Raw genomic sequence first — 16,460 nt, forward strand, 5'->3', positions numbered from 1 at the left:
TTAGGGAATCACTGTTTATGCGAGGGCTTAGCCTCTTGCTGTCGGGTGGCTGCGCCCAGAAGCTTTGCTTACTTCCAGCCGAGTGCCTGGCGCGCCTTCTCGATGTCGGCGATAATCTGCTTCGCGAGGGCTTTCGGATCGGTGTTGACGACCATGACGGCGCCGAGGGTTTCCTTCGTGTCGTGCTTGAGGAACCGCTCGACGTTCGGCGCGCCCTGCACGGGCGGCTCGACGCAGTGGTAGGAGTCGATGCCGAAGAGGCGGAACGCGAGGGAGGCGTCGAGGCCTTTCTCGTTCGACCATTCGGGGCTCGCGAACGCGTAGGGCATGTCCTTGATGGCGTGGCCCGCGGCCTGCGCGATGCCGCCGAAGACGGTCGAGGCGCGCGTGTTGTCGATGCACTCGCCCATGTGCCAGACGGGCGGCAGCTTGCCCGCGAGGAATTGCTGCAGGTGCGCGCCGGCCTTCGCCGCCCCCGCCTTGCTGCAGTAGCCGAGCTTGAGCAGCGGGAACGAGGCGCAGCCGTTCGTGAAAATGAGGATGTCGTTTTTGAGCAGTTCGTCGGCGACGTCGACGACGGCGCGCTCGTAGACGACGCGCGGGTTGCTGCAGCCGACCATGTTGACGATGCCGCGGATCTCGCCGCTCTTGAGCGCCGCTGCGAGCGTGCCGAAGCCGCCGAACTCCTCGGCGATGTTCTCCGCGTTGAAGCCGACATCTGCGGTGACCTCATAGGCCGGGATGAAGACGGGGACGTCGCGGCGGGCCGCGAAGCTCTCGATGCCGCGCGTGACGATCTTGCGCGCGAGCTTTTCCGTGTCCTCGATGTTCGAGTGATGGTGGTCGTAGGCGTAGTGCTCGGCCCCGGGCAGGCGGGCGCTGTCGCTCGTCGTGACGACGGTCGTCTTGAAGCAGCGCGCGACGTCCATGATGGCCGGATAGACGTCTTGCACGTCCGCGACCCAGAGGTCGAGCGCGCCCGTGCCGAGCACGAGCTCCGCGCCGACGGCGTTCGAGAGCGGGATGACGCCCTCGTAGCGGTACATGGCGGCGAGACACGAGCAGCAGATGCCGTAGAACTGGATGCCCTTCGCGCCGGCCTTTTTCGCCTTTTCCTGGAATTCCTCCGAGCGGCCGATGCGCACGATCTCGGAGACGAGCGTCGGCAGGTGGCCGTGCACGGCGATGTTGACGTAGCCCTTCTTGAGCGCGCCGATGTTGACTTTCGACGTCGCGCGGTGGCCGATGCCGAACATCGCGTCGGTGCCGATGTTCGAGGCGACGACGCCCGTGAAGCAGAACGCGAGGCCGCAGCGCAGGAACTGCTGCATGATGCTCCGCCAGTCGCCGTCCGTGCCGACGCCCGTGCGGTGGTAGGCGTCGAAGACCTCGTTGTAGGCGCTGATGGGCAGGATGTCGAGCTTCTGCCAGACCTCCTGCCGCTCCTTCGGCGCGAGCGCCTTGATCGTCTCGTAGTCGTCGGGCGTCGGGCGCGAGAGGTCGGCGAGCAGGACGTCCGCGAGCTTGCCCGCGAGGCGCTTCGCGCTCTGGCCGCGCGTCTCGATGCCGAACGCGCGGCAGACCTCGCGGATGCGCTTCTCGCCGAGCAGCGGCAGCGCGAGCCGCCCTTCGGCGATGAATTTCAGCGAGAGCAGGATCTCCCGTGCGTGCGCGCCGTGCTGCGCCACGCCCGCCGCCGCGCTGCGCAGCAGATTGCGGCTGACGATGAGGTCGGCGTCGGCGCCGCAGACGCCGCGCGGGCTCTTCGGCGTGATCTTGCACGGCCCCATATTGCAGATCTTGCAGCAGACGCCCGCGAGACCGAACGAGCACTGCGGCTTCTGCGCGTCGAAGCGGTCGAAGACCGTCGAGATGCCGATCTGCTCCATGCGCAGCATCATCTCGCGCACGGCCGGGTCCGGCGTGTGGTCGAGGACGTCCTGCTTCGAGGCGAACGTCTTGCGGTACTCGGCGACCGCCTTCATGTAGTCGGCCACGCCGCCGTGGACATGCGGATGGCTGTGGTCATGCCTGTGCGCGTGGTCGTGTGCGTGGTCATGCGGATGCGCATGGTCGTGTGCGTGGAGGTGTTCCTGCTCGTGCGTGTGCTCGTGGCGATCGTTCGTGCTCATGGTGACTCTCCTTTTTATTTGTAAGCATATATATTTACTATGAATTGCTTTTCACTATACAGCATTTTGCGGCGTGTGTCAATGTGTAACCTGCGCGGTGGTGAAGAAATTTCTGAGGCGTGGTGCGTCCGCTGGAAAAGAGGGGTGCGGCGGCAACGCTCCGCGCGGAGGAGAGGGGGCTGAAAGGAGGTTGCCCGCAGCGATAGAGAGGAATCGGCGGCGCGGCGTCGAATGAGAGATAGCGAAGGGAGATGCATTTTTTTATGAAGCCTTGGCTTTTTTACGCGCTGCTGTCGGCGGTCAGCGCGGCGTTCGTATCGATTTTCGGAAAGATGGGGCTGGCGGGACTCGATAGCAACGCGGCGACGGCGGTGCGCGCTGTTATCATGGCGGCGTTCCTCGTCGGCGTCGTCGCCGTCGAGGGGCACGGCGCGAGCATGGCGGCGGTATTCGCCGACCGCAGGGCGCTGCTCTGGATCGCGCTCAGCGGTATCGCGGGCGCGCTGTCGTGGCTGTTCTATTTCCTGGCGCTCAAGTACGGCAAGGTCTCCGAGGTCGCGCCCATCGACAAGCTCAGCGTCGTCTTCGCCGTCCTGCTCGCCGTGGTGCTCTTCGGCGAGCGCGTGAGCGCCCTGCACGCCGTCGCAATCGGGCTCATCGCCGCGGGCGGCCTCATGCTGGCGGTGTTCTAGGGAAACGCTGATGAAATGGAATGTCCTGAAAGCATCTTTCCTCGGCGTTTCCCTGCGGCCGCGCGGCGGGCATATTTTGCAATGGTCTTGGCAGGATGCGGCTTTTCCTGTCAAATGTTTCCTGATATAATAGTATCTCGGCAAGCTGAGTTGCGGGGGCGCGCGGCTGCTGGCATGACGGTGCCGCGCAGGTTTCGCGCGCGTCCTGAGATAGAAAGGGGAAGGTTTCGATGCCGAATCGTGCCGCTTGGGCGGAGGTCAATCTCGCCGCGTACGCGCAGAATATCGAGGAGATCAAGAAGTGTGTGAGGCCGGGGGCGCGGCTCTGCATGGTGGTGAAGGCGGACGCCTACGGACACGGCGCCATCCCGTGCGCGCGCGTCGCCGTCGCGCACGGCGCGTCGTATCTGGCGGTTGCGACGATCTCCGAGGGCGTCGAGCTGCGCGAAGCGGGCTTCACGCAGCCGATCCTGCTGCTCGGACTGATCCTGCCGGAGGAGGCGGCGGACGTCGTCGCCTATGACATCACGCAGACGGTCTGCACGCGGGAGCTCGCGGCGGCGCTCTCGGCGGCGGCTGTGGCGCAGGGGAAGACGGCCAAGGTGCATCTCAAGGTCGAGACGGGCATGGGGCGCATCGGCGTCCGCCCGGAGGAGGCGGCGGAGCTCGCCGCGTACGTCGCGGGGCTGCCGGGGCTCGTGCTCGAGGGGGCCTTCTCCCATTTCGCGACGGCGGACGACCGGGACAAGACGTACGCGCGGGCGCAGCTCGCGGCGTTCCAGCGGGCGCTCGCGGCCATCGAGGCGCGCGGCATCCATGTGCAGCTCCGCCATATCGCGGAGAGCGCCGCGATCCTCGAGCTGCCGGAGGCGCATCTCGATATGGTGCGCGTGGGCATCATCCAGCACGGCCTCTGGCCGTCGGCCGAGGTCGCGCATCCCATCGCGCTGCGCGAGACGATGCGGCTCCTCGCGCGCGTCGTGTTCCTGAAGCGCGTGCACGCGGGCGAGAGCATCGGCTACGGTCGCGCGTTCGTGGCGCGGCGCGAGAGCGTCGTCGCGACGCTGCCCATCGGCTACGCGGACGGCTATATCCGCGCCTACGGGGCGGAGGGCTATGCCGTGATCCGCGGGCAGCGCGCGCCCATCTGCGGCCGCGTCTGCATGGACCAGGTCATGGTCGATGTGACGGATATCCCTGGCGTCGCCGTCGGCGATACGGCGCTGCTCTTCGGCGGTGAAGCGCTGCCGACGGATACGGCCGCGCGCTGGCTCGATACCATCAACTACGAGGTGACCTGCCTCGTCGCGCCGCGCGTGCCGCGCGTGTATGTAGGGGGATGAACCGCGCAGGAAGACGCCGCGCGTGTCTGCGGCGTGAGGCGCGGCGGTTCCCGCGCTGACATTGCCGCATGCGTGTGCGCTGCGCGGCAGGCAGCTTGCAGGTAGATTTTGCGTCGCGTCCTGCGGGACGCGCGAAAAGGAGGATTTCATGGAGACGCTTTCACCGGAACTATTGGCATTCCTCGTCGTGTTCGGATTCGGCGCGGCGTTCATCGACTCGGTGGTCGGCGGCGGCGGTCTGATCTCGCTGCCCGCGCTGCTCTGGATCGGTCTGCCGCCGCATCTCGCGCTCGGCACGAACAAGGCGGCAGCCGTGATGGGCGCGCTCGCGAGTTTCGCGACGTTCGTGCGCTCGGGGCGCGTGAACGGCTGGCTCATCCGCCGGCTGTTCCCGCTCTCGCTCATCGGTTCGGCGGCCGGCGTGCTCGTCGTGCGGCAGATCTCGCCGGACGTGCTGCGGCCGCTCGTCGTCGTCATGCTCGCGGTCGTGCTCGTCTACAGCGTGCTCAAGAAGGACTGGGGGCGGGAGAACCGCTACCACGGCATGACGCGCCGGATGCTCCTGCTCTCTGGGTGCGTGGCGTTCTCGTTCGGTTTCTACGATGGCTTTTTCGGCCCCGGTACGGGCTCTTTCCTGCTCTTTTCGTTCCTGCTCGTGGGATTTGATTTCCTCGGGGCGGCGGCGAACGCGCGCGCGCTCAATTTCGCGAGCAATATCGCGGGCGTCGTGATGTTCGGCATTCTGGGACTCATTGATTTCTCGTATGCGCTGCCGATGGGGCTCTCGATGATCGTGGGCGCCTGGTGCGGCGCGCACATGGCGCTCAAAAAGGGCACGGGCTATGTGCGTCCGCTCTTCATCGTGATGACGACGGTGCTCATCGGCAAGCAGATCATTGACTTGCTGAAATAGGAGGTGGGCAGGTGAAAGGCAGGAAGAAGACGAATCTCACGACGCTCTGCTATCTCGAGCGCGACGGTGCGTATCTCATGATGCACCGCGTGAAGAAGGCGCACGATATCAACCATGACAAGTGGGTGGGCGTCGGCGGCCATTTCGAGCCGGACGAGAGTCCGGAGGAATGTCTGCTGCGCGAGGTGCGCGAGGAGGCGGGCGTCGTGCTCGATTGCTACCGGCTGCGCGGCGTCATCACGTTCTCGTCGGATGCGTGGCAGACGGAGTACATGTTCCTCTACACGGCGGACGCCTGGCATGGCGAGCTCGCCGGGCCGGAGGACTGCGATGAGGGGCGGCTCGCCTGGGTGAAGAAGGAGGCGGTCTGCCGCCTGCCCCTCTGGGAGGGGGACAAGATCTTCTTCCGCCTGCTCGCGGCGGAGCGGCCGTTCTTCTCGTTGAAGCTGCGGTATGAGGGCGACGCGCTCGTCGAAAAGGCGCTTGACGGTAGGCCGCTGCCTTGAGCGGCGGTCTTGCGTGTTCCGGAATTTTCAGGAGGAAACATTGAACGAAACGGATGTCAGTCTCTACAGCAGCCTGCGCGCCCTGCGTCAGGGGCATGCCGCCTGGCGGCTCCTCGCAGCGGATCAGGCTGCTTTTATCGTGTCGTTTTTCGAGCGGGAGTTCCTGCGGCCGGGGCGCCGCGCCATCCCGGAGGCGGAGCTCCTGCGCGATCTCGAGGCGTATCTCGGCGAGGTGCAGCAGGCGGCGGGCGAGGGCCTGCTGCGCCCGGCGCGCGCGTATCTGCTCGCGTGGGCGGACGCGGAGCACGGCTGGCTCACGCGGTTCCACGGGGCGGACGATGTGCCCTGCTACGATCTCACGGCGGCTGCGGAGCAGGCGGTGGGGTTCGTGCGCTCGCTGACGCGCGAGGAGGTGCTCGGCACGGAGTCACGCCTGCGCACGGTGGTCTCGCTGCTCGATGAGATCGCGGAGGACCGCGACGAGGATGCCGGACGGCGGGAGCAGCGGCTCCTCGCGCGGCGCGCGGAGATCGACGCGGAGCTCTCGGAGCTGCGGCGCACGGGAAAGGTACGGCCGCGGCTCACGGCGGGGCAGGTGCGCGAGCGCTACCAGCAGGCGCGCGAGACGGCAGCGGGCATCGTGCGCGATTTCCGCGCGCTCGAGGAGGAGTTCTCCGCGCTCGAGCGCGGGCTCATGCAGGAAGTCGTGACGTGGCAGGAGGGCAAGGGCGAGCTTTTGCGGCGTGTGTTCGCGCAGGGGGATGTCATCCGCGAGTCGCCGCAGGGGCGGAGCTTCGCGCTCTTCTGGCAGTTCCTCATGCAGCCGGAGGAGCAGGCGTCGCTCGCGCGTCTGCTCGAGGAGGTCGCGCGCGTGCCGGAGCTAAAAGACCTCGCGGCGGTGGACGGCGCGAGGCTCGAGGATCTGCCGCGCACGTGGATCCGCGGCGCGGCGGCGGTGCAGCAGACGATCGCGCAGCTCTCGCGTCAGCTGCGCCGCTATGTGGACGAGCGGTTCCTCACGCAGGAGCGCGCGATCTTCCGCCGCATCCAGTCCCTCGAGGGCGCGGCGATGGCGGTGCGCGAGGCGCCGCCGCAGGGAGAGTTCCTCGCCATCGATCTGCCGCGCGCGGCGGTCAATCTGCCGCTCGACCGCCGGCTCTTCCAGCCGCCGTTCCGCCTGCGCCTGCGCGACCATGCGCTTGCGGGCGGCGAGCAGGCGGCGGGGGCGGCGCGCGGCAGGGAGGCGCTTGGTCGCGCGCTCTCGCAGCCGCATGTCGACCGCAGGGCGCTGCGCGGCTATATCGAGGAGGCGCGGGTGGCCGCGGGCGGGCGCGCCGTGACGCTCACGGAGGTGCTCGCGCGCCATCCGCTCACGCAGGGCCTTTCCGAGCTGCTCGCGTATTTCGTGCTCGCGGGGCATCAGGCAGGGGCGGTGCAGCGGACGGCGGTGCCGCTCGCGTCTGTCGCGTATGAGCAGGCGGGGCATCGCCTGCGCGCGCGGTGCGAAGAGGTCGTGTTTTATCCGGCAGAGGAGAAAGGCGGTAAGCAGTGAACGAGGAAGATCTGGAGTTTTCGCGCGCGGCGGTAGCGCTCCTGCGCGGCGTCGTCGAGCGGCGCGCGGATGAGGCGCTCTATCAGACGATATGCGCACAGGAGCAGGCGCTCAAGGAGTATTTCCATCGGCTCGGGCTCCTGCTCACGGTGGACGCAGCGGATGAGTACGCGTACTTGCGCCAGGATGAGGCGTCCGGCGTGCCGCGGCTCATGGCGCGCACGCAGCTCAGCTATCCATTGAGCCTACTCCTGCTGCTCCTGCGGAAGCGGCTCGGCGAGTACGACGCGCTCGAGGGAGACAGCCGCCTCATCCTCTCGAGCGCGCAGATGGCGGAGATCCTCGCGCCGTTCTTCCCGCAGGTGACGGATCGGGTGCGGTTCCTCGCGCGCGTGCGCCAGCAGGCGGAGCGCGCGGCGTCGCTGGGCTTTTTGCACCGCCTCGCGGGCGAGGATGCCTATGAGGTGCTGCCGCTCCTGCGCAGCTTCGTTACGGGCGCGTGGCTCGAGGAGTTCTCCGAGCGGCTCGCGCAGTACCGCGCCTACGGCGCCGCGCAGCAAGAGATCGCGGCGGAGCCGTCAGAGGAGGCGGCTCTGTCGCTCGCGCCGGCAGAGGAGGCACCGGAAGAGACAGCGCTGCCGCGCACGTCGGCAGAAGAGAGGCCGGAGGAAACGGCGCAGCCGCATGCGCCGGAGCATACGCCGGAGGAAACGACGCTGCCGCTCATGACGGCAGGGAAGACGCGGCCGCGGGGGCTGAGAATCGCGGAGAAAGAGGAGGATGACGATGGACTTGTTTGAGGAGGCGGCGCGCCCGCCGCAGCTCGGGTTCCGCCTCGCGCGGCTCGAGGTCTACAACTGGGGCACGTTTGACGGCGAGGTCTGGTCGCTCGCGCCCGAGGGCGCGACGTCGCTGCTCACGGGCGATGTCGGCTCGGGCAAATCGACGCTCGTCGACGCCATCATCACGCTGCTCGTGCCGCCGCGCCGCATCACCTACAACAAGGCGGCGGACGCGAGTGCAAAGGAGCGCAGTCTGAGCTCCTACGTGCGCGGCTACTACGCGCACCATTCGACGGCGGAGGGGACGAGCCGCCCCGAGGCGCTGCGCGACAAGCGGGAATACAGCGTGATCCTCGGCGTGTTCACCGACGAGAATTTCGGCCGCTCGGTCACGCTCGCACAGGTTTTCTGGTACAAGTCGGAGAGTGCGGCGACGCCGTCGCGCCTCTATGTGCTCGCGGAAAAGCCGCTCTCCATCGCGGAGCGTTTCTCGCGCCTCGGCGGCGATATGCGCGCGTTCCGCAAGCGGCTCGAGGCGGACGATTTCATCCATACCTACGACGACTATCCGCTCTACGGTCGCGACTTCCGCAAGCTCTTCGGCATCCGGCAGGAGCAGGCGCTCGACCTCTTCCAGCAGACGATCTCTCTGAAGAAGGTGGACTCGCTCACGGAGTTCGTGCGCGCGAACATGCTCGAGACGCCGGACGCCGAGGGCCTGCTCGCGGGGCTCCTGCACCAGTTCCGCGATCTCGAGGCGGCGCATGCCTCGGTCGTGCGGGCCAGGGAGCAGCAGCAGCTCCTCGTGCCGGTGCGCGAGACGGGTGCGCGCTACCGCAGGCTGCGCAGTGAGCGAGAGACGTACGAGCGCATGGGTGAGGTGCTGCCCGCCTGGCTCGCACGGCGCGATATCGCCGCGCTCGCGGCGCAAGCGGAGGCGGCGGAGCAGCAGCGGCAGACGCTCTCGGGTGAGATTGCCGCGCTCGCGGATGAGCGGCGGGCGGCGGAGCGCAGGCTAGCCGCCGTGCGCGCAGGCCTTGCGCAGCAGGGCGGCGCGCGTCTCGCGGCACTCGAGGGGCAGCTCGCAGCGCTCGAGGAAAAGCAGGAAGCCCGGCGCGCGGCCGCCGCGCGCTATGAGGAAAGCGCGGCGGTGCTGGGGCTTGCCGTGCCGGAGACGGCGGCGGCGTTCGCGGCGAACCGCGCGCAGGCGCAGGCGGCTGCGGCTGCTGCGGAGGAAGAACTCGAGCAGGCGGAGGAGGAGCTCGCGGACCAGCAGGGGAATCTCAAGGAGGTCGAGGCGCGTCTCGCGCGGCTCGATGAGGAGATTGCCTCGCTGGCCGCGCGCAAGTCGAGCATCCCCTCGGCTTTCGTGCGCCTGCGCGACGCGCTCGCGGAGGATCTCGGCCTCGCGGCGGCGGAGCTGCCGTTCGCGGGCGAGCTCATGGAGGTCCGCGCGGAGGAGTGCGCCTGGGAAGGGGCGCTCGAGCGTCTGCTGCACGGCTTCGCGCTCTCGTTGCTCGTGCCGGAGGCACACTACGGCGAGGTCGTCGGCTGGATGGAACAGCATCGCCTCGCCGTGCGCCTCGTCTATTACCGCGCGGAGGACGCGCTGCCGCTCGCGGATTTCTCCGCGCTTTCGGAGGATGCTGCCTGCTGCAAGCTCGCCGTGCGGCAGGAGAGCCCGCTCGCGGGCTGGCTCACGCAGGAGCTCGCGCGGCGGTTCCGCCATACCTGCTGCGAGTCGCTGCGTGCGTTCCGCGCCGAGGACTATGCGCTCACGCGTGCGGGACAGGTGAAGACCGGCGGCCGCCGCCATGAGAAGGACGACCGCCGCGCCATCGACGACCGCCGCCAGTACGTCATGGGCTTCTCCAACCTGCGCAAGGTTGAGGCGCTTCGCCAGGAGGCCGCCGATCAGGCGCAGGAGCGCGAGGATTTAAAGGCGCTCCTGCGGCGCTGCAAGGCGCAGCGGAAAAAGGCACGCCAGTGCGGCGAGGCGGGCATGCGCCTCTCTGCAGCCGCTGCGTTCACGGCCATCGATACGGCCGATGTGGCGCGGGATATTCAGACGGCGCGCGCGGAGATCGCCGCGCTTCGGGCGGAGGATGACGCGGGTCAGAAGCTGCGCGGCGAGGAGCAGGAACTGCTCACGCGACTCAGCGGCCTGCGCCGCGCCATCGAGAGCAGGCAGCGCACGCTGAGTCGCTGCGAGCTCGTGCTCGAGCAGCTGCAGGCCGACCGCGCGGCCGACCAGGCGGAGCTCGCGCGCACGGACGCGCTGGCCCTCGCGAAGGCGGAGCCGTTGCTCACGGCACACGCAGCAGACGCCTGGGGCGGGCGCACGTTCGCACACGAGGAGCGGCAGTCCCTGCAGAATAGTTACCAGAACTGGCTCGGGGCGCGGCAACGCGAGACGGCGCGGGAGCTCGAGACGGAGACGAGCCGCCTCGCGGCAGCGATGGAGGCGTTTAACCGCTCGTTCCCCGCGCAGGCGCGCGATCTCCTGCCGCGCCCCGAGGCGCAGGCGGAGTACGAGGCGCTCCTCGAGGATCTCGAGCGCGACGGCCTGCCTCAGTACGAGCGGCGGTTCCGCGCGCTGCTCGAGGAGAACACCATCAACCAGATGGCGCTCTTCTACGCGAATCTCAAACTGCGCGCGCAGGAAATCAAGGAACGCATCGCGAGCATCAACGCCTCGCTCAAGGGCATCGACTACGACGCGGGCCGCTACATCGAGATTTCCTGCGTGCATACGCACGTGCGTGCGGTGCAGGAATTCCGCCGCGCGCTCGACGCCTGCATGGCGGCGGCCGCCGATGCGCCGGACGGCTGCGGCGAGCAGCAGTACGCGCAGGTCGCGGCGCTCGCCTCGCGCCTGCGCGCCGACACCGAGGAGGACAAGCGCTGGCGGCGCGAGGTCGTCGACGTGCGCAACTGGTTCGACTTCGCGGCGGCCGAGTGCTGGCGCGAGACGGGTGAGGAGTACGAGCATTTCACCGACTCGGGCGGCAAGTCCGGCGGGCAGAAGGAAAAGCTCGCCTACACCATCCTCGCGGCGAGCATCGTCTATAACTTCGGCCTCGAGGGCAGCCACGCGGGCGAGCAGTCACTGCGCTTCGCCGTCATCGACGAGGCGTTCCTCAAGAGCTCCGACGCCTCCGCGCGCTTCGGCCTCAAGCTCTTCCAGCAGCTCGACCTCCAGCTCCTCGTCGTCACCCCGCTGCTCAAGATCCCGACCATCGCCCCCTTCGTCCAGCACGTCGGCTTCGTCTGGCAGGACGACGTGCAGCACCGCTCGTATCTCCGGAACATCAGCATCGAGGAATTCACGGCGGAGCAGGAGGGGCAGCGCTGACAACTGTTCTCGTTCGGCGATAGCAGGAAGAGCCTCCATTGATAGGCTTTATCAATGGAGGCTCTTTTTCACGGTGCCAATGCAACCGATGCTTGCCCGCCCTGCGGCTCGGCAACCGCGGGCGGCGTGATGGCAAGCTTGCCGTGCTCGGTGCGGAAACGTTCCGGTCGGGCGTCATATTCCGGTCTGGCGATGTCGTTCTCCGGCAGCATGTGCCCTGTCTGGATGCCCATGAGTGAACATATGAGGTCATAGAGGAGATCGTTCGTGAAATAGGCGCTGCGGTGCGAGGCGAGCGTGGCCCATTGATCCTGGTGAGCGCTGCGGAAGGCCGGCGAAGCGAGGATGTAGAAAGGGATATAGGTCATTTCCGGGAGATAGCTATTGCTGTCGTGCATTATCCCATGGTCGATGCCCTCGCTGTGGTCAGAGAGATAAATCAGGCATTGGAAGTTGGGAAACCAGCGGACGCTCTCGTAAATCTGGTTCATGATTTTGTCATTGTAGGCGACAGTATTGTCATATTGGTCTGTGATAGTTGCGGTGCCGAAGGGGTGAAAGTCTTCGGGGTATCTGCAAGGATAGGGATTATGAGAGCCGTTCAGATGAAGGATCAGCAATGTTCTGTCTGTCGAGGCGATAGGGATGGATTTTAGTTCCTTTACGATATCGCCGTCTTCCACACGGAAATTTAACCGTTCCTGCCCCCGGTTGGAAAACTGCTGGGGATGAAGCCAGAGCGCATCATCGCATTCATCTTCGATTGCAGTGACTGCGGTTGAGTACAGGCCAAATTTTCCTTGGTTGCTACGCATGATGGTGCGGATTCCCGCGGCCCGCGCCGTCTCTGGGAGGGTAGCCGCATCCTGCAGGGACAGGTCCATGTACTGGTTTTTTTCCGTAAGGGCATAGGAGAGCGCTTGGACTGTGCTCACATAATTAGCATACGCGTTGGTGAAAAGAAGGCAATCGTCGTCCGCTGCCTTGGCGCGCAGCCAAGGTGTAGTATCGCGTTCGTAGCCGTAGGCAGACATGTGAAGCCGGTTCTCTGACTCGCCGATGACGAGGACGAAGAGGCCGGGACGAGTCTCCTGACTGAGCTCTTTCAGGCGCGCCTGCCGCGTCGGCGCTGCCTGCAGAAAAGTTTCTTGTGTCTTGAGCGCTTCAGAGGTGTCGTTTACGACAGTTACATAGAGGTTGTTCGAGGTGTGAGGCAGGAGGACACAGACGAGCAGTAAGTATAATGCGGTATAGCGTCTCTTTGGGGGGGGACATGTGTCAGCGCAGTTGCGGGAAAACCAGGAGGCTGTGGCGTAGAGGAGGCAGAGGAGGACGACGAGAAGACCGGAATGCAGCGGCGTCAGGGTGTCCTTGAGGTATTGCAGGGCTTCTACGGGATATGTCTGGAGAATCACCAATACCGTATCGGCACTCAGGAGCGCGTGGGTGTGCAGTCCGTATGCCCAGAAGAGTAGTGGTGGGAAGAAGAAGAGTACTGCTGCCGTGAAGCGTACGAGGCATAGCAGGAGGTTCCGGCCGCAACTGGCCAAAAGTTGCAGAAGGCAAAGGACGAGGGAGGAGAGTAGCATGCTGAAGGCAAGTGTGATGAGGGAGAGCTCTATGGGGAATGCCTGCGTGCGTGCCGTCAGCATGGGCAGCAGGAGCACAGAGGCATAGAACGCGGTGCCGACGAGCCAGCGCTGCAGGAAGGCGCGTGTGGGGAAGAGCATATAGCCTACGATGCCTCCGATGCCTCCGATGCAAAGAGTGAGGCAGGGAATCGAAAAGGAAGGGAGCAGCCACAGGCTGAGAAAGCATAGGATCAGGCAGAGCTCTAGACAGCGGAATGTTTTTTTGCGAATGATCATGAGGACCTCCCGGAGAGATAGCGTGCAACTTTGCAGGTTGCGTTTTCAAGGCGGGGAAACGAGGATACATATACTGATTCTAATAAGAAAATAATTAAAAGTCAAGGAGTCCGATCAAGTGAAGCGAGGAGCGTGCGTCGGCGCGCTGCTCTGGTTCAGCCGCGGCAGCGGATGAGTTCCTCGGAGAGGCGGCGGTATTTCCCGCCGTAGATGCTTTCTTTCGCCCAGAGGAAGTCGAAGTCATGCCGGATGGGGAAGCCCGGGAGCGGGAGATCCCGCAGGACGCCGCGCGCGATGCCGTCCTGCGCCGCGATGCGGTAGAGGAAGGAGATGCCGCAGTCCTCCTCGAGGAGGGAGAGGATGGAGTGCATGTTGCCGATCTCGAGGAAGTGGCGGAAGTCCTCCACGCGCAGGCCCGCGAGCGCGAGGCTGCGCGTGAGGATCTCGCGCGTACCGGAGCCCTGTTCCCGCACGAGCAGGCGCTCGGCGAGGAGGTCGGAGAAGGCGCGCGGCGCGCCGTCTGGGAACTGGTGCGCGGCGGCGCAGACGCCGATGAAGTCCTCGCGGCCGAAGCGCAGGTGGGCGTAGCGCTCCTTCGGGTAGTAGCCCTCGACGAGTGCGAGCTGGATGCGGCCGGCGTCGAGCAGGTGCAGGAGCTGCTGCGTGTTGGCGAAGCGCAGGTGGATGTTGAGTTCCGGGTGCGCGGCGAGGAGGCGGGCGAGCGGCTGGACGATGGCGTATTCGCCGATGGTCATCGTGACGCCGAGCGAGAGCTCCTCGATGCCCGCGGGGAGGCTCGAGAGCTCGGCTCGGAGGGCGCGCTCGTCGTTTTCGAGCGCGGTGAGGCGGCGGCGCAGGATCTCGCCGGCGCGCGTGAGCGTGAGCTGCTTGCCCTCATAGAGGAAGAGGCGGACGCGGTAGGCGGCCTCGAGGCAGCGGATGTGCTGGGAGACGGCGGGCTGGGTGATGTTGAGGCGATGCGCGGCCTGGGTGTAGTTCATCGTTTCGCAGACGGTCAGGAAGGTCCTGACGCGGTAGTCGAGCATGGCGGTCACGTTCCTTTCGGGAATCTTGTGCGGGAACTGCGGCTGGAAAGAGGCATGCCTGTTGGCGGGGGCGTTCTTCCAGGCTGTTGTTTCCATCCTAGCACGGCGCAGGCGGCGCGGCAAGCGGACGGTGCGAGGCGGTGCAGATTCTCGCCTGCAAGAAACGGCAAATCCTGTGGATTGCCTGCATGCAAGCGGCGGTGCGCGGATTTTCCCGCCGCCGTCTTGTTGCCGCGTGCGGTTGGTGGTAGGATAGGGGAGGTATGGCCCGCGGCGCTTGTTTTGCCGTGGGCGGAGCGCAGGCTTGCGGGGAGGAGACAGGATGGAGACATTTTACATCGGGGCGCATGTGTCGTCCGCGAAGGGCTATGAGGCGATGGGGCGCGAGGCGGTCGCGCTCGGCGCGAATACGCTCGCGTTTTTCACGCGCAATCCGCGCGGCGGCCGCGCGAAGGCGCTCGCTGCGGAGGATGTGGCGGCGTTTCGCGCGCTTGCGCGCGCGCAGGGCTTCGGGCCAATCGTCGCGCACGCGCCGTATACGCTGAACGCCTGCGCGGCGAAGGAGTCGCTGCGGACGTTCGCGCGGGAGACGCTCGCGGATGATCTCGCGCGTCTCGAGGCGACGCCGGGGAATCTCTACAATTTCCATCCGGGCAGCCATGTAGGGCAGGGCGCGGCGCGCGGCATCGAGCTCATCGCGGCGGCGCTCAACGCGGTGCTCCGCTCGGAACAGCATACGACGGTGCTGCTCGAGACGATGGCGGGCAAGGGCACGGAGGTCGGACGGAGCTTCGAGGAGCTCGCGGCCATCCTCGCGCGCGTCGAGCGCAGGGAGAAGATGGGCGTCTGTCTCGATACCTGCCATGTCTGGGACGCGGGCTACGATATCGCGGGCGATCTCGACGGCGTGCTCGCCGAGTTCGACGCGGTCATCGGGCTCGGGCGGCTGCGCGCCATTCATCTCAACGACAGCCTGAACGAACGCGGCGCGCGCAAGGACCGCCACGCGCGTATCGGCGAGGGCTGCATCGGCCTCGCGGCGCTCACGCGCGTCGTGAATCATCCGCGGCTGCGCGGCCTGCCGTTCATCCTCGAGACGCCGAACGACCACGCGGGCTACGCGCGAGAGATCGCGCTGCTGCGCGCGGCGCGGCAGACATCAGGCGAGGCGCACTCAGCATGCGCCGCAGAAGTTGCAGGAAAGGAAGGGAGCGCAGTATGATGGGGAAACGATGGTTGGCCGGGCTGCTCTTTGGCGTGCTGCTCGTAGCGGCGGCAGGCTGCGGAGCACCTGCGGGCGCGGGAGACGACACGGGAGACGGCGCAGCGCAGGAGGACGCAGAGCGCGCGGCGGCAGAGGAGCCCGCGCGCGTGCTGGCGGCGGATGATCTCTCGAATCTGCAGCTTGCGGCGCCTGACGTGCCGGTCTATGACACGCATACGCTCGCAGAGCGGCAGGCGCAGGGCCTCGCGGTGACGCTGCCGGAGCTCGCGCCGTACCGCGAGGGCAAGGTCGCGTATCTGACGTTCGACGACGGCCCCGATGACAAGAATACGCCGGCGGTGCTCGATGTGCTCAAGGAGGCGGGCATCAAGGCGACGTTCTACGTCACGGGCGCGCAGGCGAAGGCGCATCCCGAGGTCCTGCGGCGCATCTACGATGATGGCCACGCGATCGGCAACCACAGCTACGACCACCGCTATGAGAAACTCTATCCGTCGGTGGACGGGTTTTTCCGCGAGATGGCGCAGACGGATGAGATCATCTATGAGATCCTCGGCGTGCGCCCGCTCATCCTGCGTGCGCCGGGCGGGCGCATCGGCCATTTCACAGCCGCCTACGCGCCCGCGCTCAAGGTGCACGGCTACGTCGAGCACGACTGGAACGTGAGCTCGGCGGACGCCGCGCCCGGCCATCCCGTCGCGCAGGATTTCATCGACAACATCGCGGGCGAGACGGAGGGCGAGGCGACGGCGCACACGGCCATCATCCTCATGCATTCCTCCGAAGGACACGAGGAGACGGTCAAGGCGCTGCCCGAGATCATCCGTCTCCTCAGGGAAAAGGGCTATGTGTTCGGCGTCGTGACGCCGATGACGCCGCAGCCTTGGTGAGCCGCGGAAGCGCGCGGCGCATGATATCCGCTCGGCGGGAATCTCCCTGCCGAGTGGATTTTCTTTTTCCTCGGGCGGATTTTTATAGTATAATGGATGCGTATGCTTGATTTTGTGTAAGGAACTGCTGATGAAATGAGGTGCCCTGGAGCCGCG

The 16,460-nt window shown here is 66.4% G+C and carries 12 protein-coding genes; 9 read left to right on the top strand and 3 right to left on the bottom strand.

What is annotated here, in order from left to right; translation table 11 throughout:
* Nucleotides 1-68: 68 nt before the first annotated feature.
* Nucleotides 69-2,132, bottom strand: a complete 2,064-nt coding sequence (gene cooS / locus F599_RS0104605; RefSeq protein ID WP_019542352.1) for an anaerobic carbon-monoxide dehydrogenase catalytic subunit — start codon at nucleotides 2,130-2,132, stop codon at nucleotides 69-71.
* Nucleotides 2,133-2,395: 263 nt separating this feature from the next.
* On the opposite strand from cooS, the gene F599_RS0104610 reads away from it, so the two are divergent.
* From F599_RS0104610 to F599_RS0104640, 7 genes are all read left to right on the top strand, one after another.
* A complete protein-coding gene (locus F599_RS0104610; RefSeq protein ID WP_019542353.1) occupies nucleotides 2,396-2,824 on the top strand; it encodes an EamA family transporter in 429 nt (142 codons plus the stop codon).
* Nucleotides 2,825-3,054: 230 nt separating this feature from the next.
* Complete coding sequence (alr, locus tag F599_RS0104615; protein ID WP_019542354.1) at nucleotides 3,055-4,167, top strand: alanine racemase; 1,113 nt, start codon at nucleotides 3,055-3,057, stop codon at nucleotides 4,165-4,167.
* 148 nt (nucleotides 4,168-4,315) lie between these two features.
* The gene (locus F599_RS0104620) at nucleotides 4,316-5,080 is read left to right on the top strand and encodes a TSUP family transporter (RefSeq protein ID WP_026327821.1); all 765 of its coding nucleotides are present in this window, start codon (nucleotides 4,316-4,318) and stop codon (nucleotides 5,078-5,080) included.
* 11 nt (nucleotides 5,081-5,091) lie between these two features.
* Nucleotides 5,092-5,586 carry an NUDIX hydrolase gene (locus F599_RS0104625; RefSeq protein WP_019542356.1) on the top strand — a complete coding sequence of 165 codons (495 nt, stop codon included), beginning with the start codon at nucleotides 5,092-5,094 and terminating at the stop codon, nucleotides 5,584-5,586.
* A 40-nt stretch (nucleotides 5,587-5,626) separates the two neighbouring features.
* On the top strand, nucleotides 5,627-7,138 hold the full coding sequence (locus F599_RS13605) for a DUF3375 domain-containing protein (protein WP_019542357.1): 1,512 nt from the start codon (nucleotides 5,627-5,629) through the stop codon (nucleotides 7,136-7,138).
* Nucleotides 7,135-7,938, top strand: coding sequence for a DUF4194 domain-containing protein (locus F599_RS13610; protein ID WP_019542358.1), 804 nt, complete (start codon nucleotides 7,135-7,137; stop codon nucleotides 7,936-7,938). The genes F599_RS13605 and F599_RS13610 overlap by 4 nt, the downstream gene beginning before the upstream one ends.
* The gene (locus tag F599_RS0104640) at nucleotides 7,925-11,275 is read left to right on the top strand and encodes an ATP-binding protein (RefSeq protein ID WP_019542359.1); all 3,351 of its coding nucleotides are present in this window, start codon (nucleotides 7,925-7,927) and stop codon (nucleotides 11,273-11,275) included. The genes F599_RS13610 and F599_RS0104640 overlap by 14 nt, the downstream gene beginning before the upstream one ends.
* Nucleotides 11,276-11,343: 68 nt before the next feature.
* Here the strand turns inward: F599_RS0104640 and F599_RS0104645 are convergent, their stop codons facing one another.
* Both F599_RS0104645 and F599_RS0104650 read right to left on the bottom strand, forming a co-directional pair.
* Nucleotides 11,344-13,143: a phosphoethanolamine transferase gene (locus F599_RS0104645; RefSeq protein WP_019542360.1), complete on the bottom strand. Its 1,800-nt coding sequence runs from the start codon at nucleotides 13,141-13,143 to the stop codon at nucleotides 11,344-11,346.
* Between the two features lie 155 nt (nucleotides 13,144-13,298).
* Nucleotides 13,299-14,285 carry a LysR family transcriptional regulator gene (locus tag F599_RS0104650; RefSeq protein WP_244869332.1) on the bottom strand — a complete coding sequence of 329 codons (987 nt, stop codon included), beginning with the start codon at nucleotides 14,283-14,285 and terminating at the stop codon, nucleotides 13,299-13,301.
* A gap of 226 nt (nucleotides 14,286-14,511) precedes the next feature.
* On the opposite strand from F599_RS0104650, the gene F599_RS0104655 reads away from it, so the two are divergent.
* Nucleotides 14,512-15,411, top strand: a complete 900-nt coding sequence (locus tag F599_RS0104655) for a deoxyribonuclease IV (RefSeq protein ID WP_019542362.1) — start codon at nucleotides 14,512-14,514, stop codon at nucleotides 15,409-15,411.
* Nucleotides 15,408-16,304, top strand: a complete 897-nt coding sequence (locus tag F599_RS0104660) for a polysaccharide deacetylase family protein (RefSeq protein WP_244869333.1) — start codon at nucleotides 15,408-15,410, stop codon at nucleotides 16,302-16,304. The genes F599_RS0104655 and F599_RS0104660 overlap by 4 nt, the downstream gene beginning before the upstream one ends.
* Nucleotides 16,305-16,460 lie beyond the last annotated feature (156 nt).

It is taken from the genome of Selenomonas bovis DSM 23594, assembly GCF_000381005.1.
GTDB classification, from domain to species: domain Bacteria; phylum Bacillota; class Negativicutes; order Selenomonadales; family Selenomonadaceae; genus Selenomonas_C; species Selenomonas_C bovis.